We start from the raw sequence: 20492 nt of genomic DNA, 5'->3' as shown, positions 1-20492 counted from the left end.
AAGACTCTTAATATATCTTAAGATTTTGCGATTTTTTTACGAATAGTGCTTAAAAATTCGGGTGTTACTCCCAGGAAGGATGCAATTTGAACATTTGAAATACGATTGAAGAAATAGGGATGGCGTTTCACAAAATCGAGATAGCGTTCTTCGGCTGTAGAACTTATATTTTGTAATACTCTTCTTTGATACGTTACTAATGCATTTTCAGTGAAGACTCTGAATATTTGATTGAATTTTGGATAATTGATAAACAGGTCTAATTGGTCTTGTTTTGATATTTGAAGAATAACGGAATTCTCAATGGCCTCTATATAGAGTTTACTGGGTTCTTCTGAATGAAAACTACCAATATCGCCAATCCACCAATCTTCTACTGCGAATTGGATGTTATGTTCCTTACCCTTTTCATCTACAAAATACATTCTGAAACAACCTTCAACCACAAATGTATTTAGCTTGCAAATCTCTCCCTCTTCAAGAATGAACTGCCTGCGCTTAACTCTTCTTTCTTTGAAAACTTCATCCACAAAAGCCTTTTCCTCATCCCCTAAAGGAAGAATTTTGTTGAAATAATCTATGAGTGGTTTGGTATTCATTTTTATTCGCTATAATTTTTTGTTAGTTATTGGTTTTTTTGCACAAAATCAAGCAAGAAAAAAGCCTAACTATAAAGGAAACTTCGCCCTAATCTTATCTAAACATAAATTATGAATACTGCCCACATGGGTGTGTTTTTTTGAGGTATCAGGTTTGTAAGTGCCCTCTTGTACTTGTCCACCAATTTTTTGATAGGCTTCTCTGAAACTTTGGCCTTCAACTACCAAGGTATTTATATTATCTACCGTAAAAAGATATTTATATAAGTCATTATGAACATCAATATCTTTCACTATAATTTGTTGAATGGAATAATTAAAAATATCCAGAATGTCTTTGACATCCTCAAAAGCGGCAATCATATTTTCTTTTAACAATTGAAAATCTCGGTGATAACCACTTGGCAAATTGTTAGTGATTAACAACATTTCGGTTTGTAATGCTTGTATTTTGTTGCACTTGCCACGAATCAATTCAAACACATCCGGATTCTTTTTATGCGGCATAATACTGCTGCCTGTTGTTAATTCATCTGGAAAAGAAATAAACCCAAAATTCTGACTCATATACAAACATATATCCATGGCAAAACGAGAGAGTGTATTGCATAAACCACCTAAACCTGCAGCAATGGTGCGTTCACTTTTACCTCGGCTCATTTGAGCCGCTACAACATTGTATTTTAGGGTTGAAAAATTCATGTCTTTGGTAGTCAATTCTCTGTCAATAGGAAAGGAACTTCCATAACCGGCAGCAGAACCTAATGGATTTTGATCCACTGTTTTTAAAGCGGCATTTAATAAATAGACATCGTCAATCAACACCTCAGCATAGGCTGAAAACCACAACCCAAATGATGATGGCATAGCCACCTGAAGATGGGTGTATCCTGGCAGCACTTTGTCTTTATACCTATCAGCTAATCCTAAAAGGGTATCAAAAAGTGTTTGTGTTTTGAGTTTTACAAGGCCTAAATTCTCTTTGTAATATAATTGCAATGCCACTAAAACCTGATCGTTTCTTGAACGTGCCGTGTGGATTTTTTTCCCAACTTCACCCAGGGTTTTAATAAGCTCAAATTCAATTTTAGAATGTACATCTTCAAACTGTGCCTCAATTACAAAGGTCCGGTTATCAATTTGATCTTCTAATTTTTTTAAACCCGTTAGCAATTCTACCAATTCATTGGCGGTAAGAATCCCAATTTTCTTAAGCATTTTAGCATGCGCTCTGGATGCAATGACATCGTACTTAGCGATATGAATATCAATCTCTCTGTCATTTCCAACAGTAAATTGTTCAATTTTTTTGTCTATTGATATGCCTTTGTCCCAGAGTTTCATTTTGTTACTGTTTATATATTTTTTTGTTAAGTTGTTTATGCGATGACTCGATTCAACAATTCAACATAAATTTTTATGCCTTCTTCAATTTCATTGATATAAATAAATTCATCAGCTGAATGTGAGCGCGTACTATCACCTGGCCCTAATTTCAAGGATGGACAGGTTAAAACGGCCTGATCTGATAATGTTGGTGATCCATAGGTGCTTCTGCCAATGGCTATTCCGGCTTTTACCAACTCGTGATCAACAGGAATTGATGATGAATTCAATCTTAAACTTCGGGGGATAATACTATTGCATGGAGCGAGCTTTTGTAATATCTCAGTAACTTCTTTATTGGTGTATTTATCATTGACGCGAACATCAATTACCAAATCAACTTCTGCAGGCACAACATTATGCTGGGTTCCTCCATTAATCTGCGTCACCGTTAATTTAACATCACCTAAAACTTCGGATGATTTTTCAAACTTAAAGTCCTTAAACCATTGTAATGCTTTGATCGTCTTGTAAATACAATTGTTTTCGTTTGGATGTGCCGCATGACTTGGGGTACCAGTGACTTTGGCATCAAAAACTACCAATCCTTTTTCAGCTATTGCTAAATTCATTAAAGTTGGTTCACCTACAATAGCCACATCAACTTTTGGAATAACAGATAGCATACTGTTTAGTCCATTAGGACCGCTGCTTTCCTCTTCTGCTGAAGCGACTATAACCAGATTGTACTTTAAATCACTTTCATTATAAAAATAAGTAAACACTGCTATTAAAGATACCAGACATCCGCCAGCATCATTACTGCCTAAGCCATATAACTTCCCGTCTTCAATAATGGCTTTAAATGGATCTTTAGTGTAGGCAGCATTTGGTTTTACCGTATCATGATGAGAATTAAGCAATAAGGTTGGTTTGCGTTCATCAAAATTTTTGTTAATGGCCCAGACATTATTTTTTGTTCTTTTATAGGCTACCTTATAACGTTTAAACCAATCTTCAATTAACGATGCCGTTCTGTCTTCATCAGAAGAAAACGACTCGGTTTCTATCAACTTTTTTAATAGAAATATGGCATCATTGGTTAATTCAGATAGCGTCATATTATAAAGTTATTCTTGTAAAATTATCATTTTCTTTTGTGAGCATTGAGGTATTACCCAAGTTTATTGTTTCAACCCCATTTTTTAAGGCATCAAAGCAATTTTCAAGTTTAGGCAGCATGCCTTCAGCAATAATACCTTCTTTTAACAAAGTGCTATAACTGGCTGAATTAATATGCTTGATAACCGAATCTTTATCATTAATATCTTTTAAAACACCATTCAATTCAAAACAATAATAAATGGTCGTTTCATAAATTCGGCTCATACCCACAGCTAATTGTGAAGTAATGGTATCGGCGTTCGTATTTAATAACTGCCCATGACCATCATGGGTAATCGCACAAAAAACAGGCGTAAAACCGGCTTGAATTAATTTATCAACTGATTGATGGTTTACTTTTTTTACATCGCCTACAAAACCATAATCAATATCCTTTACAGGTCTTTTTTCTGAATAAATAGTATTCGCGTCAGCGCCAGTCAATCCAATAGCATCAATATTCAAAGCCTGTAGTTTGGCCACTATATTTTTATTGACTAAACCACCGTAAACCATAGTAATTACTTCTAAGGTTTCAGCATCAGTAATCCTTCTGCCATTAACCATTTTCGATTCAATTCCTAATTTAGATGCCACACTTGTCGCTCGTTTACCGCCACCATGAACCAAAATTTTCTTACCTTCCAATCCTGAAAAAATGTGAAGAAATGATTTTAATAAAGAATCATCTTCAATGATATTTCCTCCAATTTTTACTATAGCTAATTTTTCTTTAGGCATTTTCTAAAAGTTTTTTCAAGACCAATTGTGCCGCAAAGGTTCTGTTATTTGCTTGTTGAATAACCAGTGAATTTTCACTGTCTAAAACCGCATCTTCAACTATGAGGTTACGCCTAACAGGCAGGCAATGCATAAATTTCGCATTACCTAATTTATTTTGGGTAATCATCCATTTTGGATCTGTATTCAGCACTTTTCCATAATCTTTATAACTGCTCCAGTTTTTTACATACACAAAATCGGCCTTTTCAAAAGCTTCTTCTTGATTGTAAACAACAGGTGTATCTCCAACAATTTGAGGATTTAATTCATACCCTTTGGGGTGCGTCATAATAAATTCCACATCCATTTTTTGCATAGCCTGAACAAAACTATTGGCCACTGCATGTGGTAATGACTTCACATGAGGTGCCCAACTTAAAACTACTTTTGGCTTTTTTGATTGTGAATTTTCTGAAATAGTCATAGCATCTGTAAACCCTTGTAAAGGATGACCTGTAGCACTCTCCATATTAACAACAGGAACTGTAGCATATTTCATAAAGGCTTTTAAAACATATTCACTTTCATCTTTTACTTTATCCGTTAATGTTGGAAATGCCCTGACCGCAATGATATCACAATATTGAGAAACAACAGCTGCCGCTTCTTTAATGTGTTCTGCGGTTGTACCATTCATAATAGTTCCGTCTTCAAACTCAATACCCCATGCATCTCCAGAAACATTCATGACCATGGTATTCATTCCTAAATTTAAAGCCGCCTTCTGAGTACTTAATCTGGTCCTTAAACTTGAATTAAAAAAGAACAATCCAATCGTCCTGTTATTCCCTAAATTCTTATGTAAATACGGGTTAGATTTTAGGCTTTTGGCTTCATCAATCCAAGCATTTATATCTTCTATATCACTTATTGAACTAAAGTTTTTCATTTTAAAAATTTAATAATGCTGATTTTAATGCAACAAAAAATGTATCAATATGAGCTGTTGTAACCGTAAGTGGTGGTAATATTCTAATGAGTTTTTTATTGGAAGCGCCTCCCGTAAAAATATGATGCTCATAAATTAATTTTTTTCGCAGCTCTGCCACATCAAAATCAAATTCTAATCCTAGCATTAAACCACGTCCTTTAATATTTTTTATTTGCTGAATCTTTTTTGCTTCAGAAATAAAATACTCAGAAACCTTGTTAACGTTCTCTATCAAATTTTCTTCTTCTAAAGTATTTAAAACCGCCAAACCAGCAACACAAGCCAAATGATTTCCTCCAAAAGTGGTTCCTAACATGCCATATTTAGCTTCAATACTTGGATGAATTAAGACACCTCCAACTGGAAATCCGTTACCCATTCCTTTAGCTATTGAAATAACATCAGGCGTTACCTTATAATGCTGAAAGGCAAAAAACTTTCCAGATCGTCCATATCCGGACTGCACTTCATCGGCAATGAAAAAAGTGTTGTTTAATTTGCATAACCCATCCACTTGTTCAAAAAACTCAGCCGTTCCCTGATCTAAGCCTCCTACTCCTTGAATAAACTCAACAATAACAGCGCAGACATCACCTTTTTCTAGTTCTCGCTTTACACCTTCAATATCATTTAAGGCTAAGAAGGTCACTTTTTGTTGCAGGTTAATTGGTGCATTAATTGATGGATTATCTGTTGCCGCAACAGCAGCAGACGTTCTTCCATGAAATCCATTATTAAAAGCAATGACGCGGGCTTTATTTGTCTTAAAAGATGCCAATTTTAATCCGTTCTCATTGGCTTCAGCACCTGAATTACACAAAAATAACTGATAACCAGAGCAACCTGAAACCTCTTCCAAACGTTTTGCCAGTTCTACCTGTATTGGGTTTTGTATGGCATTGGAATAAAACCCGAGGCTAGATACCTGATTGGTGATGGCTTTTACATAATTAGGATGTGAATGACCAATAGAGATGACAGCATGCCCACCATAAAGGTCTAAATATTCGACGCCTTTGTCATCATAAACAAAAACATCTTTCCCTTTGACTGGGGTTACATTGTATAATGGGTAAACGTCAAATAATGGCATTTTAATTTTTTTTAATTTGATTAATTTTTTCAAAAGAGGTGATTAGACCTTTAATAAGTGATGAACTTAATCCTTGATGCTCCATTTCATTTAATCCTTCTATAGTGCATCCCATTGGGGTGGTTACACGATCTATTTCTTGTTCAGGATGGTTTCCAGATTGTATGAGCAGGCTCGCAGCTCCATAACAAGTGTGCATCGCCAATTCCTGAGCTTCTTTAGCCTCAAATCCTAATTGAATGGCACCTTGTGTTGTAGCCCTAATCAGACGCATCCAAAAAGCAATACCACTGGCACAAATGACTGTGGCCGCCTGCATTTTATCTTCTGGAATTTCAATGGAAGTTCCTAATCTATTAAAAATGGCTTCTGCTATTTTTATACGACCTTTTCCTTTTTCATTACTACACAAACAAGTCATTGATTTCCCAACAGAAATTGCTGTATTTGGCATGGCTCTGATCACAAATTTATCCTCACCTATAATATTTTCCATTCTAGAAATTGAAAATCCTGTGATAGTTGATATCAGCACATGATTATCATGTAATAATGGTTTTATGTTAATCAGTATTTTTTCTAAATGAGCAGGCTGTACTGCAAAAATTAAAATATCTGAATTCTTAACAGCTTCAGCATTATCTGAGGTTAGAACAATGTTCTTATATCCTTCAAAATCCTTAATACTGTCAACATTTCGTCTGGTAAGATATAAGGTAGTGATCGCATTAGTTGTTATCAATCCTTTAGCAATAGATTTTCCTAAATTTCCTGCTCCTATGATGGCTATTTTCATTAATTCGTTTTTTATTTAAAAATAATTGGCCTTTAATTGTAATCCTTCGCATTCATCTAATCCAAACATTAAATTCATATTTTGAATGGCTTGTCCGGAAGCTCCTTTTAATAAATTATCAATAACACTCGTTATTAAAAGCTTATTATTATGTTTATGTAAATGGATTAAACATTTATTGGTATTGACCACTTGCTTTAAATGCAATACTTCATCTGATACGAATGTGAACTTCGCTTCCTGATAAAAAGCTTTATACAAAGCCTTTGCTTCTTCAATACTTCCTTCAAAATCTGTGTAAGCTGTGGCAAATATGCCTCTTGAAAAATTCCCCCTATTTGGCATAAAAAGAATTTCTGAATTGAAAGCATTTTGTAATTGCTTCACCGATTGATTAATTTCTCCCAGATGCTGATGCGTAAAAGGCTTATAATATGAAAAATTATTGTCTCTCCAAGAAAAATGAGTTGTTTCAGATAATGAAGTACCCGCGCCAGTAGACCCGGTAACTGCATTTACATGAACATCATTCTTAATTAAGTTGTGGTTTGCCAAGGGTAATAAAGCCAATTGAATGGCTGTGGCAAAACATCCTGGATTCGCAATGTAATGAGCCTTTTTTATAAGGTCTCTTTGTAGTTCAGGCAAACCATAAACAAAGGTTTTGTCTCCAAATTGTTTGTCTTTTAATAACCTAAAATCATTCCCAAGATCAATAATTTTAGTGTTCTTTGAGAAGGTATTTGCTTCTAAAAACTTAATAGAATTTCCATGACCTAAACATAAGAACAACACATCTATATTTGAATTTATACTTCCCGAAAATTTTAAATTTAAACTACCTTCTAAATCTTGATGCACCTTACTTATTAGGTTTCCCGCATTGGATGTGCTGTAAACAAAATTAATTTCTGCTTCTTTGTGAAACATCAGCAATCGAATCAGTTCTCCAGCCGTATAACCGGCACCTCCAATAATCCCAACTTGTATCATAATTTATGAGTTTACTTGTTGATAGATTTTATTTTGATTTCCTATAATTTTTATAAACCCTTTGGCTTCATCAGGTGTCCAGCCCTTATTTTCTTCACCATAACTACCAAACTCAGCATTCATTAAATCATGCTTAGAGACAATCCCATCTAAGGAAAAGTGATAAGGTTTTAAACTTACCATGACATCACCACTAACTTTGTCTTGACTACTTTGCAGGAATGCTTCAATATTTCGCATTACAGGATCTAAATACTGCCCTTCGTGTAAATGCATGCCATAAAAACTAGCCAAATACTCTTTATGTTGCAATTGCCATTTTGTTAAGGTATGCTTTTCTAACAGATGATGTGCTTTTATTGTAATTAATGCCGCGGCGGCTTCAAACCCAACACGTCCCTTGATACCAATAATGGTATCTCCAACATGTATATCCCTGCCTATGGCAAAAGCTGAAGCTATTTTATTCAATAATTCAATATTTTTATAGGGTTCACTTTTCACACCATTTAAGGCCACTAATTCCCCTTTTTCAAACTTAAGCGTTACTTTTTCTTCTCCTTCATTTTTTAATTGAGACGGATAGGCTTCGCCAGGTAAAGGTTTTTCTGAAGTCAACGTTTCCTGTCCGCCAACACTGGTTCCCCACAGTCCCTTATTAACAGAGTATTTCGCCTTTTCCCATGACATATCTATACCATTAGCTTTCAAATAGTCAATCTCTTCTTGTCTAGATAATTTCTTATCGCGAATAGGCGTAATTATTTGAATTTTTGGTGCCAAGGTCTGAAAAATCATATCAAAACGCACCTGATCATTTCCGGCCCCGGTACTTCCATGCGCAATAAATTCCGCATCTATGCTTTTTGCATATTCCACTATTTCAATAGCCTGAATAATACGTTCAGCACTTACAGACAAGGGATAGGTGTTATTTTTTAAAACATTACCAAATACTAAATACTTGATTACTTTTTGATAAAATGAAGGTACCGCATTAATATTTTTATATGTAGAAACACCCATTTTATAGGCGTTTGTTTCAATAGTATTAATTTCGTTTTGCGTAAAACCACCGGTGTTAACGCTTACGGCATGAACATCATATTCTTTAGATAAACTAACTGCACAATAAGAAGTATCTAAACCGCCACTATAAGCTATTACTAATTTTTTCTTTAAACTCATTTCTTATCCTTTTTTAAAAACATGGTTTCTTTGATATGGATTAATCTTTTAAACACTTTTGATTTCACTTGTTTCTTTTCATTAATATCCTTTGCTACTGGATCATATAACATGCCCGTACACAAACACATTTTTCTTTCTGTCCTTGTCAACACATCATAATTTTTGCAGGTTTGACAGCCATCCCAAAACGTAGGATCATCTGTTAATTCAGAAAAAGGAACCGGTTTATATCCTAAATCAGTATTCATTTTCATAACGGCTAAACCGGTTGTAATACTAAAAATTTTAGCGTCAGGAAATTTAGTTCTTGAATGTTCAAATATTTTGTGTTTTATTTTTTTTGCTAAACCCGCATTTCGGTAATTTGGATGCACAATTAAACCTGAGTTGGCAACATATTTGCCATGACCCCATTTTTCAATATAGCAAAAACCAGCGAAAGTATCCCCGTCTAAAGCAATAACGGCATTGCCGTTTTCCATTTTTGTTATGATATATTCTGGAGTTCGCCTGGCAATACCGGTACCTCTCACGGCAGCAGATTCTGCAATGGTTTCGCAAATAATCTCTGCGTACATACTATGTGATTTATCAGCAATTACAATTTCCATGTATTGTATCTATTATTTTTTTATTAAAATTTAAAATTAATCCTTTGGAGATAATGAACTGGACTCACCTAGTTCAAATAACAAATGACACCCTTACGGGCGACGGGGAAAAATATGACACATAAAATAGTGGTTAATTGACCTGCTAATTATATTTTGAAATGTTATGAATGCTAGTTTATACAAGATGAAAAAAATTAAATTACGTATGGATTGAGCTAACTAAAGACTAAAAGCGGCGGCGATTACTACGCACGCGCAATCCGGGTGATGAAGGACGTATTTTATTTTTTAATGTATTCATATAGTAAAATTATATTTTTATTTAATACTACTTGTAAAAACCTTTACTTTTTTGAAAAAATTATCAAAAGTTATTTAAAAAGAACTATTCATTAGGAATAATGTATTTTTTTGGAAAACTATTCATAATATAAAAAAAGGGCCTTCAATATTTGAAGTCCCTTTGCTATTAATCTCCTAATCACTAATCCTTTACAAAGTCTTTATTTTTATATTTCGATAAGACACCTTGTTTTCATGGTCTTGTAAACAAATCTTTCCAGTCTTGCTTTTTCCAAAATCTTTCCAGTCTTTAAATTTTGATTTCGCAACCATAGCATCCCAGGCCTCACCATACAGTGGAAAAGTTACTATTTCAGTGCCATTTAGTGTGACACTTCCTTGATTCGTTTGATGATTAATTTCAATTTCACATAAATTCCATTCTCCTGCTGGCTTACAAACATCATATATTGGCTGTACCATGTCATACAAAGCCCCTGCCTGATGAAATTTAGGATTTGCTAGAGCGTCTGGATGTCTTTCATTATCTAAAACTTGAATTTCTGGACCTGTGTCATAAGGATGTCCATATTTTTCATCCTCAATAACACCCCACATAATACCACTATTACCTCCTTCAGAAATCTTCCATTCTATTGACAATATAAAATCTGTATACTCATTATCCGTGACCAGATTAAATTCTGGTTTACTACCAGCTTCTCTACCGGGAAACATTAGAACGCCATCTTCAATTGTCCACGGATTCACTCCTTCTGGATTATTATAAACATGCCAACCGCTTAAAGAGGCTCCATCAAAAAGTGAAGCCCATTCCGGGGCCATTTCTAGTTCCTTTGTATCCGTTTCAACAGTTACAGGTTCTTTGGTTACTTTCTTGCACGCTGTAATGCTTAATACAACCATTATTAGCAAAATTGATTTTTTCATTTTTAATTATTAATTAGTTTATAGTCCTAATATTTGTTTTAACTGTTCCGGATTTGTCTCACCCCCTGCAAAATCATCAAATGCCTTCTTAGTGGCTTCAATAATATGATTTGAAATAAAAGACACCCCTTCTCTGGCACCTTGCTCTGGGCTCTTTATGACGCATTCCCATTCTAAAACAGCCCAAACATCACATCCATATTCTGTTAGTTTAGAAAATACCTTTTTAAAATCAACCTGACCATCTCCTGGAGAACGATAACGTCCTGCCCTGTCCTTCCAATCATTATAACCTCCAAAGGTTCCTTTTTTTCCAGTTGGATTAAATTCAGAATCTTTTACATGAAATGCTTTTATAAATTCATGATAATGATCTATATAAGTAATATAATCCAGTTGCTGCAAAACGAAATGCGATGGATCATATAAAATATTCACGCGTTTATGATTGTTAGTAGCTGCCAAAAAGCGTTCAAATGTATCACCATCATGGATATCTTCTACAGGATGGACTTCATAGCAAACATCCACCCCATTCTCATCAAAAGTGTTTAAGATAGGCAACCAACGTTCTGCTAATTCACTGAAACCCAATTCTACCAATCCCTTTGGCTGTTGAGGCCATGGATGCATCATGGGCCATAATAAAGACCCTGAAAAGGTAGCATGTGCTTTTAAATTTAATCGTCTACTGGCGACAGCAGCATATTTCATTTCTTGAATGGCCCAGGCCGTTCTTTGTTTTGGTTTTCCTTTTAACTTCTCGGGGGCAAACACATCAAACATCATATCATGTGCTGGATGGACTGCTACTAATTGTCCTTGAATATGTGTTGACAACTCAGTTAATTCTAATCCATAGGAATTTATTTTACCTAAAAGCTCCTCACAATAGGTTTGACTTTCAGCTGCGGTTTTAAGATTAATTAACCGAGGGTCTAAAGTTGGCATTTGAATCCCTTTATAACCCAAATCGCTCGCCCATTTACATAATCCATCCAATGAATTATATGGTGCTTTTTCATCCATAAACTGTGCGAGAAATATAGCTGGTCCTTTAATAGTTTTCATTAGTTTACATTTTCAATAGTTACCCAAACATTTCCTTTTTGATGAGACTCAACGGCCTTTTCAATAAAACTCATACCTCTAACACCATCAACCATGGTTGGAAATTCTCCATTATTATAGGGTTCTTTATTAATTGCCTTTGCAACACCTTTATAAATATTTCCCATAGAATCAAAAATGCCTTCGGGATGTCCCGGTGGTAATTTAGTGCCTTCAAGAGATAAATCACTATTATAAGCATGCCCCGGTTTTAAAACGCGGAAAGGTTTTCCATCTTCCATCAAGTATAAATAATTAGGATTTTCCTGCTCCCATTTTAAACCAGCTTTATCTCCATAAATCTTTACTATAAAACTATTCTCTTCTCCTGTGGCTATTTGACTTGTACAAATAACCCCTTTTACATTATTAGAACAGCGCAATAAAACGGTGCCGTCAATATCCATTTTGTTATCTGCATATAAATAATTTAAATCTGCCAAAACAGATTCTATTTTTACACCAGACACATATTCAAGCATGTCAAAAGCATGGGTGCCAATATCTCCAATACAGCAACTGATCCCAGATTTTTCGGGATTTAATCTCCAGGTTGTGGAACGTTTTTCTTTATCGTGAATGACAGGATTTATCCAACCCTGATAATATTGTGCATCTACTTTTTGAATCTTTCCTAATTCACCATTTTTTATCATCTCCCGCATTTGACGGATCATAGGATAACCTGTATACGTATAGGTCACTGCAAATACGGTTTGAGCCATTTTTAAAGTTTGATTTAAAATCTTTGCTTCTTCATAAGTAGTAGTCATTGGTTTTTCACAAATAACATTAAAACCATTTTCCAGAAGTTTTTTTGCCATTGGAAAATGAAGAAAATTTGGCGTAAGAATAGATACTACTTGCATTCTTTCATTAACCGGAAGCTTAATTTCTTCTTCAATTAAAGTGTCAAAATCCTTATAAATTCTATTCGTTGGTAAACCTATTTTATTTGCAAACCCAATATTTTCTTCCCAGACTGGATTAAAAACACCACCAACAATTTGATACTTATCATACATTGCAGATGCGATTCTATGAAGTACTCCAATTAAAGAATCACCACCACCACCTAATATGCCTAATCTAATTTTTGAACTCATTAAATATTTTTTTTAAGCTTTATATTCTACTTTTTCGTTCTTAAATAGTACTGCAAAAAATATTAAAACACCAATAGCAAAAAGTGCCGGGAACATCCAGACATCCTGCCAACTATGAGTACCTTCTGCTAATAGGTTCTTATCTACTATATTGCCCGCAACCCAAAATCCAACTAACATCCCTATGCCATAAGTGGCTAAAGTAATTAAGCCCTGAGCTGCACTTTTTACCTTATCACCAGCTTTAGAATCGGTATATATTTGACCGGATACAAAGAAGAAATCATAACAGATACCATGCAGGGCAATCCCTATTACAAGCATAAAAAATAAATCGCCTGCATTCCCATAAGCAAATAATGCGTATCTAATGCCCCAGGCTAACATTCCAAACAGAATTGTTTTTTTGAATCCGTATTTCTTAAAAAAGAACGGTAATAACAACATAAATCCTACTTCTGAAATTTGTCCGATAGAAGCCCAGGCTGTGGAGTTTTCCACTTTATATTCAGTCAAAAAAGGACTAATATTTTGATAATAAAAAGCCAATGGAATACAAATTAAAACTGATGATAGAAAGAAAACTAAAAAGTTTCTATCCTTTAATAATTTTAAAGCATCTAGTCCCAGAATATCTGAAATACTCGTTTTTTCACCTTTCCCTTTTGGAGGGGTTTTTGGAAGTGTAAAACTAAACACCCCTAAAATACCTGAAGCTATCGCCACCATAGTAAAAGTATTTGATAACAAACCATTACCTATATTTTCAATAGAATCCCATTTAAAAACAAAACTTATAATTAATCCAGCCAAAATCCAACCGATGGTTCCAAATACTCTAACCAGTGGAAACTCTTTTGCAGGGTCTTTCATTTGATTAAATGACACTGAATTTACTAAGGCCAATGTTGGCATATAGGCAATCATATAACCCAAAACATAAGGGTAAAAAGTTGCAAATTCTGTTGATTGAGACATCTGATACATCAATACCGCACCAACAAGATGCAATACGCCCAAAATCTTCTCTGCATTAAAAAACTTATCTGCAATCAAACCAATTATAAAAGGTGCTATAATAGCGCCCCATGACTGTGTGGAATATGCCATACCCGTTTCGGCTCCTGTAGCACTTAAATTATTTCCTAAGAAAGAGCCCAGAGTTACAAACCATCCACCCCAAATAAAAAATTCGAGGAACATCATAAAAGATAGTTGATATTGAATTGATTTTTTCATCTATTAAAAAGTTTAGTTGGTTCGGTTTTTAATTATTTCAATGATGCCAGACAATTTAATAACAAATTTTTTGTGGCTAATATGCCTTCTCGTTCAGATAATCTGGTCCCTTCGTATTCAACACCTATAAAATTTGTGTATCCGGAATCTTTTACTAATTGCAATATTCTTGGATAATCTAAGGTTGTTTCATTTCCATTTTCATCAAAATCATATGATTTGGCACTTACCGCTTTGGCCGCCGTTAACATCATTTCGATACCTTGATATTTATCAGGGTAAACCTCTAAACATTCTCCCCATTGTGCTCCTTCCTTTCTTTTAACGCACCAGTTCCCAAAATCAGGTAATGTTCCGCAATTTGACATATTCACACTATGTATGGCTTCCATTAATTTTGGTGCATCAGAAGACAACCACCCATGATTTTCACAGAGTATATTAACATTTTTTGTAGCTGCATATTCTGATAATTTTTTAAGGCCATCAACTACAGTTTCTTTCCAAACCTCTGGGTCATTTGTTCCAAATGTATTTACTCGAATAGAATGGCATCCTAATTTTTGAGCGGCATCTACCCATTTTTTATGATTTTCAACAGCCTCATTTCTTTTTGCCTCGTCTGGATTAGCAATATCTCCCTCACCATCAACCATAATTAAAACATTATGCATACCACTTAACTCACTCATGGTTTTTAATGAATCAATAACTTTATCCATTCCTAATAATTCAATTTTATCAGTATAGAGTTGACTTACATATTCTAAACCTTCAAAACCCATTTCTTTCGCCATGGATGCAAATTGAAAAGGATCACCATGTTCTTCACGTACAAAATTGTGCAAAGACCATTGCGCCAATGATAGTTTAAAAAAAGGTTTTATTTTATCCTGAGTTTCAGTTTCTGTAATTTCTGGAGTTTGTTTCTTATTGCTATTAACACAACCTATTAGCGTTAACAAAAAAAGAAAAACAACTATATGAGATGTGTTTCTTGAAAGACTATTAGTTTTCATCAATTAGTTTGTTTAATAATTTTAGAGACTGAAAAATATAAAATCCATTTACCATTCTTGTGTATATTTATTCAGTGAAAGAATTTAAACAATAACAAAATTAAAATACTTGCACTAATTTATTTTGCCTGAATTCTATCGGCGTGCATTTTTCCTGTTTTTTGAAAACCGTAGAAAAATACTGACTTGTTGAAAAGCCACAAGCAAAAGCCACCTCTGATACCGTCAAAAAATCTTTACTCATTAATATTTCCTTTGATAATTCAATACGTTTCATCATTAAATAACGCATCGGTGTTAAATTAGTTAACTGTTTACAATGATGGGTAAATCTAGTTAATCCTACCCCTGCAGATTTTGCCATATCTTCAATAGTCCATCCCTCAGTTAAATTATTATCCAGTTCGTTTAAAAACAATCTCACACTTCTGGAGCTATCTGTAAGTTGCTCATTTAATTCTACCTCTTGTTCAATTAATAAATCTAAAAGCAGTATCAATAAATAATTTATCAATAACCTTATTCTAGAAGAATTACTACCTTCCACATCCGTATCTACCGCTTTTCCAATACGCTGAAAACAGTCTCTGATGCGCTTATCGGCTTTCCAAATAATCTTTTCGTTTTGCCTTAAAATGATAGTTAGTTTTTCAAGATCATTGGGGGCTAACATAATCCAATCTGGCCACGCCCAATTTTGGTGCGGTCTTCTCACATCTAAATCTAAAATAACCCAATAAAATTTACCCATTCCAATGGAAGGACTCCCGACTTTATGAGCTTCCCATGGCCTTGTAATAGTAAGATAGTTAGGCAACAGCTCCATTTCTTTATTCTGCTGAGCATAAGGCATAGTGCCGGATTCTAAAAAATGAATTTCAATACCTTCATTTCTATGCCAGTCCAAACCCCAGTCTTGAGGTTCATTGGCATCCCAATATCCTATACTATTAAGACCTAAAGTGTCATCCGTTAGCCTGTCGCCAGGATAGGTGTATCTGGCAAGTGCTTTAAATTTTAATTTTTTTCTTTTTACAGCATCTATAAGAGGCAAACAAGTGTCTGCTTGATACACAATTCCATCCGCTTCAAAAGGTGTTATTTTTTGTATATTTATCTTCACTGAAAAAAATTAAACATGATTGATATGCAAAATACTTAATTTGCCGAGATAAGTATAATTTTATACCTATATTATTATCAAATTAACAATAAAATTCACATTTAAATGATTAATAGCAATTTTAAAGTTTCAGCCGAAGCGTATGACGCCATCGTTGTGGGCACAGGTATATCAGGAGGATGGGCCGCCAAAGAACTATGTGAAAATGGATTAAAAACACTGGTCCTTGAAAGAGGAAGGATGGTTAAACACATTGAAGATTATCCCACAGCGAACATGGATCCTTGGGATTTTCCAAATGGAGGTGATTCAAAAAGAGAAACCAGGGAGAGAAAATTTAAACAAGCTAGAGACGGAGGCGCGACCAAAGAAGACAGACAACATTTTTTTGTCGATGACATCAAACATCCTTATAATGAAGACAGAAGATTTGATTGGATTCGTGGTTATCATGTAGGAGGACGCTCATTGATGTGGGGCAGACAAAGCTACCGCCTTAGTGATATCGATTTTGAAGCTAATAAAAATGATGGCATCGCTGTTGATTGGCCGGTGCGCTATAAAGATATTGAACCTTGGTATGATAGGGTAGAAGAGTTTATTGGCGTGAGCGGGGAGAATTTAGGACTGAAACAACTCCCTGATCAGAAGTTATTAAAACCAATGAATCTTAATTGCGTTGAAGAACTTTTAAAAACTAAAATCGCTGAAAGTTTTGATGATGGCAGACTATTGACTATTGGAAGAACAGCACATATTACCGAAGGCACAAAACCTGGAATGGGAAGAAGTACTTGTCAATATAGAAACAGATGTGCTAGAGGCTGCCCATTTGGAGCCTATTTTAGCAGTAATTCATCCACGCTTCCAACGGCTGAAGCTACTGGAAATATGACATTAAAACCAAATTCCATAGTACATGAGGTTATTTATGATGATATCATGAAAAAAGCAACTGGTGTTAAGGTGATTGATGCTGAAACTAAAGAAACAACAATTTATAATGCAAAAGTAATTTTCATGTGTGCTTCAACAATAGCATCAGCCGCTATATTATTGCAATCAAAATCTGAACGTTTTCCTAATGGTCTAGGCAATGATAGCGGAGAATTGGGTCACAACATAATGGACCATCATTTTAAAGTTGGAGCGAGGGCAAAAGCAGATGGTTTTGAAGATAAATACATCAAAGGAAGAAGAGCCAACGGTGTTTATATTCCAAGATTTAGAAATCTAGGAGGCAAAACAGACACTAACGATTTTAAAAGAGGTTATGGTTACCAGGGGGGAGCCACAAGAGAAAGTATTTCAGAGTTAGTTGCTGAATTAAAATATGGTCCTCAATTAAAAGAAGCTATTTTAAAACCAGGCGAATGGAATATTACCTTAACAGGATTTGGTGAAACACTTCCCGACCATAGTAACAGAATGTATCTAAATTACGAAAAACTTGACGAATGGGGATTACCAACAGTAACTTTTGATGCTGATTTTGGAGACAATGAACTAGCTATGCGTATAGATATGCGAGAACAAGCTGTACAGATGCTAAAAGCAGCTGGTTTTAAAGATGTTGAAGGATATGATGAAGTCCATAACAGAGCCATGGGATTAGGTATTCATGAAATGGGAACGGCACGAATGGGTAGAGATCCTAAAACTTCCGTGTTAAATGAATTTAATCAAATACATGCTTGTCCAAATGTATATGTAACAGACGGCTCGTTTATGACTTCAGCAGGATGTCAAAACCCGTCTTTAACATATATGGCCTTTACAGCAAGAGCTGCTAATCATGCTGCAGAACAATTAAAATCAAATAACTTATAATTTTTTCACCATGAACAGAAGAGACGTATTAAAGAACATGGGTTTTGCAACGGGATATCTGTTAGCCTCCCCTGCCATTTTAAGCATGTTACAAAGCTGCACTAGTAATGTTGAAACATGGGTTCCTGATTTTTTAAGTTCTGAAGAAGGCATTGTTTTAACCAAGGTTGTGGATGTTATTTTACCGAAAACGGAGTTACCATCTGCAACTGAAATGAATGTCCCTCAATTTATTGATAAATATATCAATGAGGTTTTAGAGGACGAACAACAAAATCAGGTAAAAAACGGATTTAAGACGATGCTTTTAATATTAAAGCAGGATGGAATCGAGTCTGTTGATAAACTTACTGAAGACAATTATAAGTCCCTTTTAGATCAATATATGTTAGTAAAAAGTGACATAGATAAAGAAAGAGCTGCTAATCCAGAATCATTAGAATTAACCAAATCTGAATTTTTAAATAGTCTAAAAGATATTACTATTATGGCTTATGTTACTTCAGAAGAAATAGGTGAACGTGTTTTAAAATATGACCCAATACCTGCAGCCTATTATTGTAGTGATTTACAAGAATTAACAGGAGGAAAATCATGGTCTTTAAAATAAAATTTAAAAAAAAATCAAATGATGCGTCTTATCCAAAAATTACTCGTTTTTATTTTATGTTTCCCGCTTTTAAGCTTTTGCCAAAAGAATGACACTAAAAATTGGATTCAACTGTTTAACGGTAAGGATTTGACTGGATGGGTAGTGAAAATTAATGGATATCCTCTTGGTGAAAATATTCACAATACTTTTAGAGTTGAAGACGGTCTGTTAAAAGTTTCATATGATGGTTATGAAGATTTCGGAAAATCATTTGGTCATATTTTTTATGAAAAGCCATTTTCAAATTATATTTTAAAACTAGAATATAGATTTGTTGGAAAACAAGCTAAAGGTGGACAGGAATGGGGAATTAAAAATAGTGGCGCTATGATCCACTCCCAATCACCTCAAAGCATGGAACTAGACCAATCATTTCCGGTTTCATTAGAAGTACAGTTTTTGGGCGGAATCGATAAAAATATAGAGCGCCCAACCGGTAATTTATGCACACCCGGAATGCATGTCACAATGAATAATCAAAAAATAACAGAACATTGTATTCCTTCTACTTCTCCAACTTTTTATGGTGACGAATGGATTCATGTTGAAGTGGAAGTGCATAATGATTCATTAATAACTCATAAAATTAATGGCTTAAAGGTGATATCATACTCAAAACCAATTTTTGGCGGTCAATTCAATACCACATTTAAAGAAGGTATTCCCGTTAAGAGTGGTTATATCTCACTACAAAGTGAAAGTCATCCCATAGAATTTAAAAATATTGAGATTTTAGAATTATAAACTTGTTTCTTTCAAAATGCAAAGACGATTATTTATAAAAAAGAGTGCAGCAGCAGTTTCCTTTTTAGGCTTAGGATTTACGGGTATAAACGCCATTAATTCACCGTATAAGATTCAAAATACAACAATGAATTCTTTTAAATTAAATTATGCACCACATCTAGGCATGTTTAAAAATCACGCTGGTGACGATCCTATCAATCAATTAAACTTCATGGCCGATCAAGGTTTTAGAGCGTTTGAAGACAACAATATGAAAAATCGCTCTATTAAAACACAAGAAAAAATTGCAAAAACCATGTTAGATAGAGGTATGAAAATGGGTGTCTTTGTGGCACATACCATTTACTGGAATGAACCTACCCTTACTACAGGCAAGATAGATATCCGCGATACTTTTCTAAAAGAGATTAAAGAATCCGTAGAAGTGGCAAAACGCATCAATGCTAGATGGATTACTGTTGTTCCTGGGTTTGTAGACTTAAGTTTAAACATGGACTTTCAAACCCAAAATGTTATTGAAACGCTAAAACATGCCTCTGCCATTTTAGAACCGCATGAACTAACCATGGTATTGGAACCTTTAAATTTCAGAAACCATGCTGGTATGTTTCTAAGTCGTTCACCACAAGCATACCAAATATGCAAAGCCGTTAATTCTCCCTCTTGTAAAATACTATTCGACATTTACCACCAACAAATACAGGAAGGAAACTTAATTCCAAATATTGATAGTTGTTGGGATGAAATTGCCTATTTACAAATTGGTGACAATCCAGGTCGTAAAGAACCAACAACGGGTGAAATAAATTACAATAATATTTTTAAACTTATTCACTCTAAGGGATATAAAGGTATTTTAGGAATGGAGCACGGCAACTCAATAGATGGTATAGAAGGTGAGTTAAAAGTGATTGAAGCTTATAAAATTTCCGATAATTTTTAA

At 34.5% G+C, this 20492-nt stretch carries 20 protein-coding genes; 4 read left to right on the top strand and 16 right to left on the bottom strand.

Annotated features, from left to right (window positions below; translation table 11 throughout):
• Positions 1-17: 17 nt before the first annotated feature.
• The 16 genes from V8G56_RS08035 to V8G56_RS07960 form a co-directional block, all read right to left on the bottom strand.
• A complete protein-coding gene (locus V8G56_RS08035) occupies positions 18-599 on the bottom strand; it encodes a Crp/Fnr family transcriptional regulator (protein ID WP_395437928.1) in 582 nt (193 codons plus the stop codon).
• 69 nt (positions 600-668) lie between these two features.
• The gene (gene argH, locus V8G56_RS08030; protein ID WP_395437927.1) at positions 669-1943 is read right to left on the bottom strand and encodes an argininosuccinate lyase; all 1275 of its coding nucleotides are present in this window, start codon (positions 1941-1943) and stop codon (positions 669-671) included.
• A 35-nt stretch (positions 1944-1978) separates the two neighbouring features.
• Positions 1979-3046 carry a M20 family metallo-hydrolase gene (locus V8G56_RS08025; RefSeq protein WP_395437926.1) on the bottom strand — a complete coding sequence of 356 codons (1068 nt, stop codon included), beginning with the start codon at positions 3044-3046 and terminating at the stop codon, positions 1979-1981.
• A gap of 1 nt (position 3047) precedes the next feature.
• Complete coding sequence (gene argB / locus V8G56_RS08020; protein ID WP_395437925.1) at positions 3048-3830, bottom strand: acetylglutamate kinase; 783 nt, start codon at positions 3828-3830, stop codon at positions 3048-3050.
• On the bottom strand, positions 3823-4761 hold the full coding sequence (locus V8G56_RS08015) for a Rossmann-fold NAD(P)-binding domain-containing protein (RefSeq protein WP_395437924.1): 939 nt from the start codon (positions 4759-4761) through the stop codon (positions 3823-3825). The genes argB and V8G56_RS08015 overlap by 8 nt, the downstream gene beginning before the upstream one ends.
• A gap of 1 nt (position 4762) precedes the next feature.
• Positions 4763-5896, bottom strand: a complete 1134-nt coding sequence (locus V8G56_RS08010; RefSeq protein ID WP_395437923.1) for an aspartate aminotransferase family protein — start codon at positions 5894-5896, stop codon at positions 4763-4765.
• Between the two features lies 1 nt (position 5897).
• On the bottom strand, positions 5898-6692 hold the full coding sequence (gene proC, locus V8G56_RS08005; RefSeq protein WP_331633350.1) for a pyrroline-5-carboxylate reductase: 795 nt from the start codon (positions 6690-6692) through the stop codon (positions 5898-5900).
• A 15-nt stretch (positions 6693-6707) separates the two neighbouring features.
• Complete coding sequence (gene argC, locus V8G56_RS08000) at positions 6708-7685, bottom strand: N-acetyl-gamma-glutamyl-phosphate reductase (RefSeq protein WP_395437922.1); 978 nt, start codon at positions 7683-7685, stop codon at positions 6708-6710.
• A 3-nt stretch (positions 7686-7688) separates the two neighbouring features.
• On the bottom strand, positions 7689-8873 hold the full coding sequence (locus V8G56_RS07995) for an argininosuccinate synthase (protein WP_395437921.1): 1185 nt from the start codon (positions 8871-8873) through the stop codon (positions 7689-7691).
• Complete coding sequence (locus tag V8G56_RS07990; RefSeq protein WP_395437920.1) at positions 8870-9487, bottom strand: GNAT family N-acetyltransferase; 618 nt, start codon at positions 9485-9487, stop codon at positions 8870-8872. Before V8G56_RS07990 ends, V8G56_RS07995 begins: the two co-directional genes overlap by 4 nt.
• Positions 9488-9982: 495 nt before the next feature.
• On the bottom strand, positions 9983-10723 hold the full coding sequence (locus tag V8G56_RS07985) for a 3-keto-disaccharide hydrolase (protein WP_395437919.1): 741 nt from the start codon (positions 10721-10723) through the stop codon (positions 9983-9985).
• Positions 10724-10741: 18 nt separating this feature from the next.
• Positions 10742-11794: a sugar phosphate isomerase/epimerase family protein gene (locus V8G56_RS07980; protein ID WP_395437918.1), complete on the bottom strand. Its 1053-nt coding sequence runs from the start codon at positions 11792-11794 to the stop codon at positions 10742-10744.
• The gene (locus V8G56_RS07975) at positions 11794-12939 is read right to left on the bottom strand and encodes a Gfo/Idh/MocA family protein (protein WP_395437917.1); all 1146 of its coding nucleotides are present in this window, start codon (positions 12937-12939) and stop codon (positions 11794-11796) included. Before V8G56_RS07975 ends, V8G56_RS07980 begins: the two co-directional genes overlap by 1 nt.
• A 12-nt stretch (positions 12940-12951) precedes the next feature.
• Positions 12952-14178 carry a nucleoside permease gene (locus tag V8G56_RS07970; protein WP_395437916.1) on the bottom strand — a complete coding sequence of 409 codons (1227 nt, stop codon included), beginning with the start codon at positions 14176-14178 and terminating at the stop codon, positions 12952-12954.
• Between the two features lie 32 nt (positions 14179-14210).
• Positions 14211-15197 carry a sugar phosphate isomerase/epimerase family protein gene (locus V8G56_RS07965; protein ID WP_395437915.1) on the bottom strand — a complete coding sequence of 329 codons (987 nt, stop codon included), beginning with the start codon at positions 15195-15197 and terminating at the stop codon, positions 14211-14213.
• Between the two features lie 100 nt (positions 15198-15297).
• Positions 15298-16320 carry a helix-turn-helix domain-containing protein gene (locus tag V8G56_RS07960; RefSeq protein ID WP_395437914.1) on the bottom strand — a complete coding sequence of 341 codons (1023 nt, stop codon included), beginning with the start codon at positions 16318-16320 and terminating at the stop codon, positions 15298-15300.
• 105 nt (positions 16321-16425) lie between these two features.
• Between V8G56_RS07960 and V8G56_RS07955 the strand changes: the two genes are divergently transcribed.
• The 4 genes from V8G56_RS07955 to V8G56_RS07940 are packed head-to-tail and all read left to right on the top strand — an operon-like array spanning position 16426 to position 20492.
• Complete coding sequence (locus tag V8G56_RS07955; protein WP_395437913.1) at positions 16426-18150, top strand: GMC oxidoreductase; 1725 nt, start codon at positions 16426-16428, stop codon at positions 18148-18150.
• A gap of 10 nt (positions 18151-18160) precedes the next feature.
• The gene (locus tag V8G56_RS07950) at positions 18161-18760 is read left to right on the top strand and encodes a gluconate 2-dehydrogenase subunit 3 family protein (RefSeq protein ID WP_395437912.1); all 600 of its coding nucleotides are present in this window, start codon (positions 18161-18163) and stop codon (positions 18758-18760) included.
• Between the two features lie 18 nt (positions 18761-18778).
• On the top strand, positions 18779-19546 hold the full coding sequence (locus tag V8G56_RS07945) for a 3-keto-disaccharide hydrolase (RefSeq protein WP_395437911.1): 768 nt from the start codon (positions 18779-18781) through the stop codon (positions 19544-19546).
• A gap of 16 nt (positions 19547-19562) precedes the next feature.
• Positions 19563-20492, top strand: coding sequence for a hydroxypyruvate isomerase family protein (locus V8G56_RS07940; RefSeq protein WP_395437910.1), 930 nt, complete (start codon positions 19563-19565; stop codon positions 20490-20492).

The sequence above is a fragment of the Gaetbulibacter aquiaggeris genome, from assembly GCF_044003965.1.
GTDB lineage: Bacteria > Bacteroidota > Bacteroidia > Flavobacteriales > Flavobacteriaceae > Yeosuana > Yeosuana aquiaggeris.
This window is presented reverse-complemented; position numbering and strand designations above follow the sequence as displayed.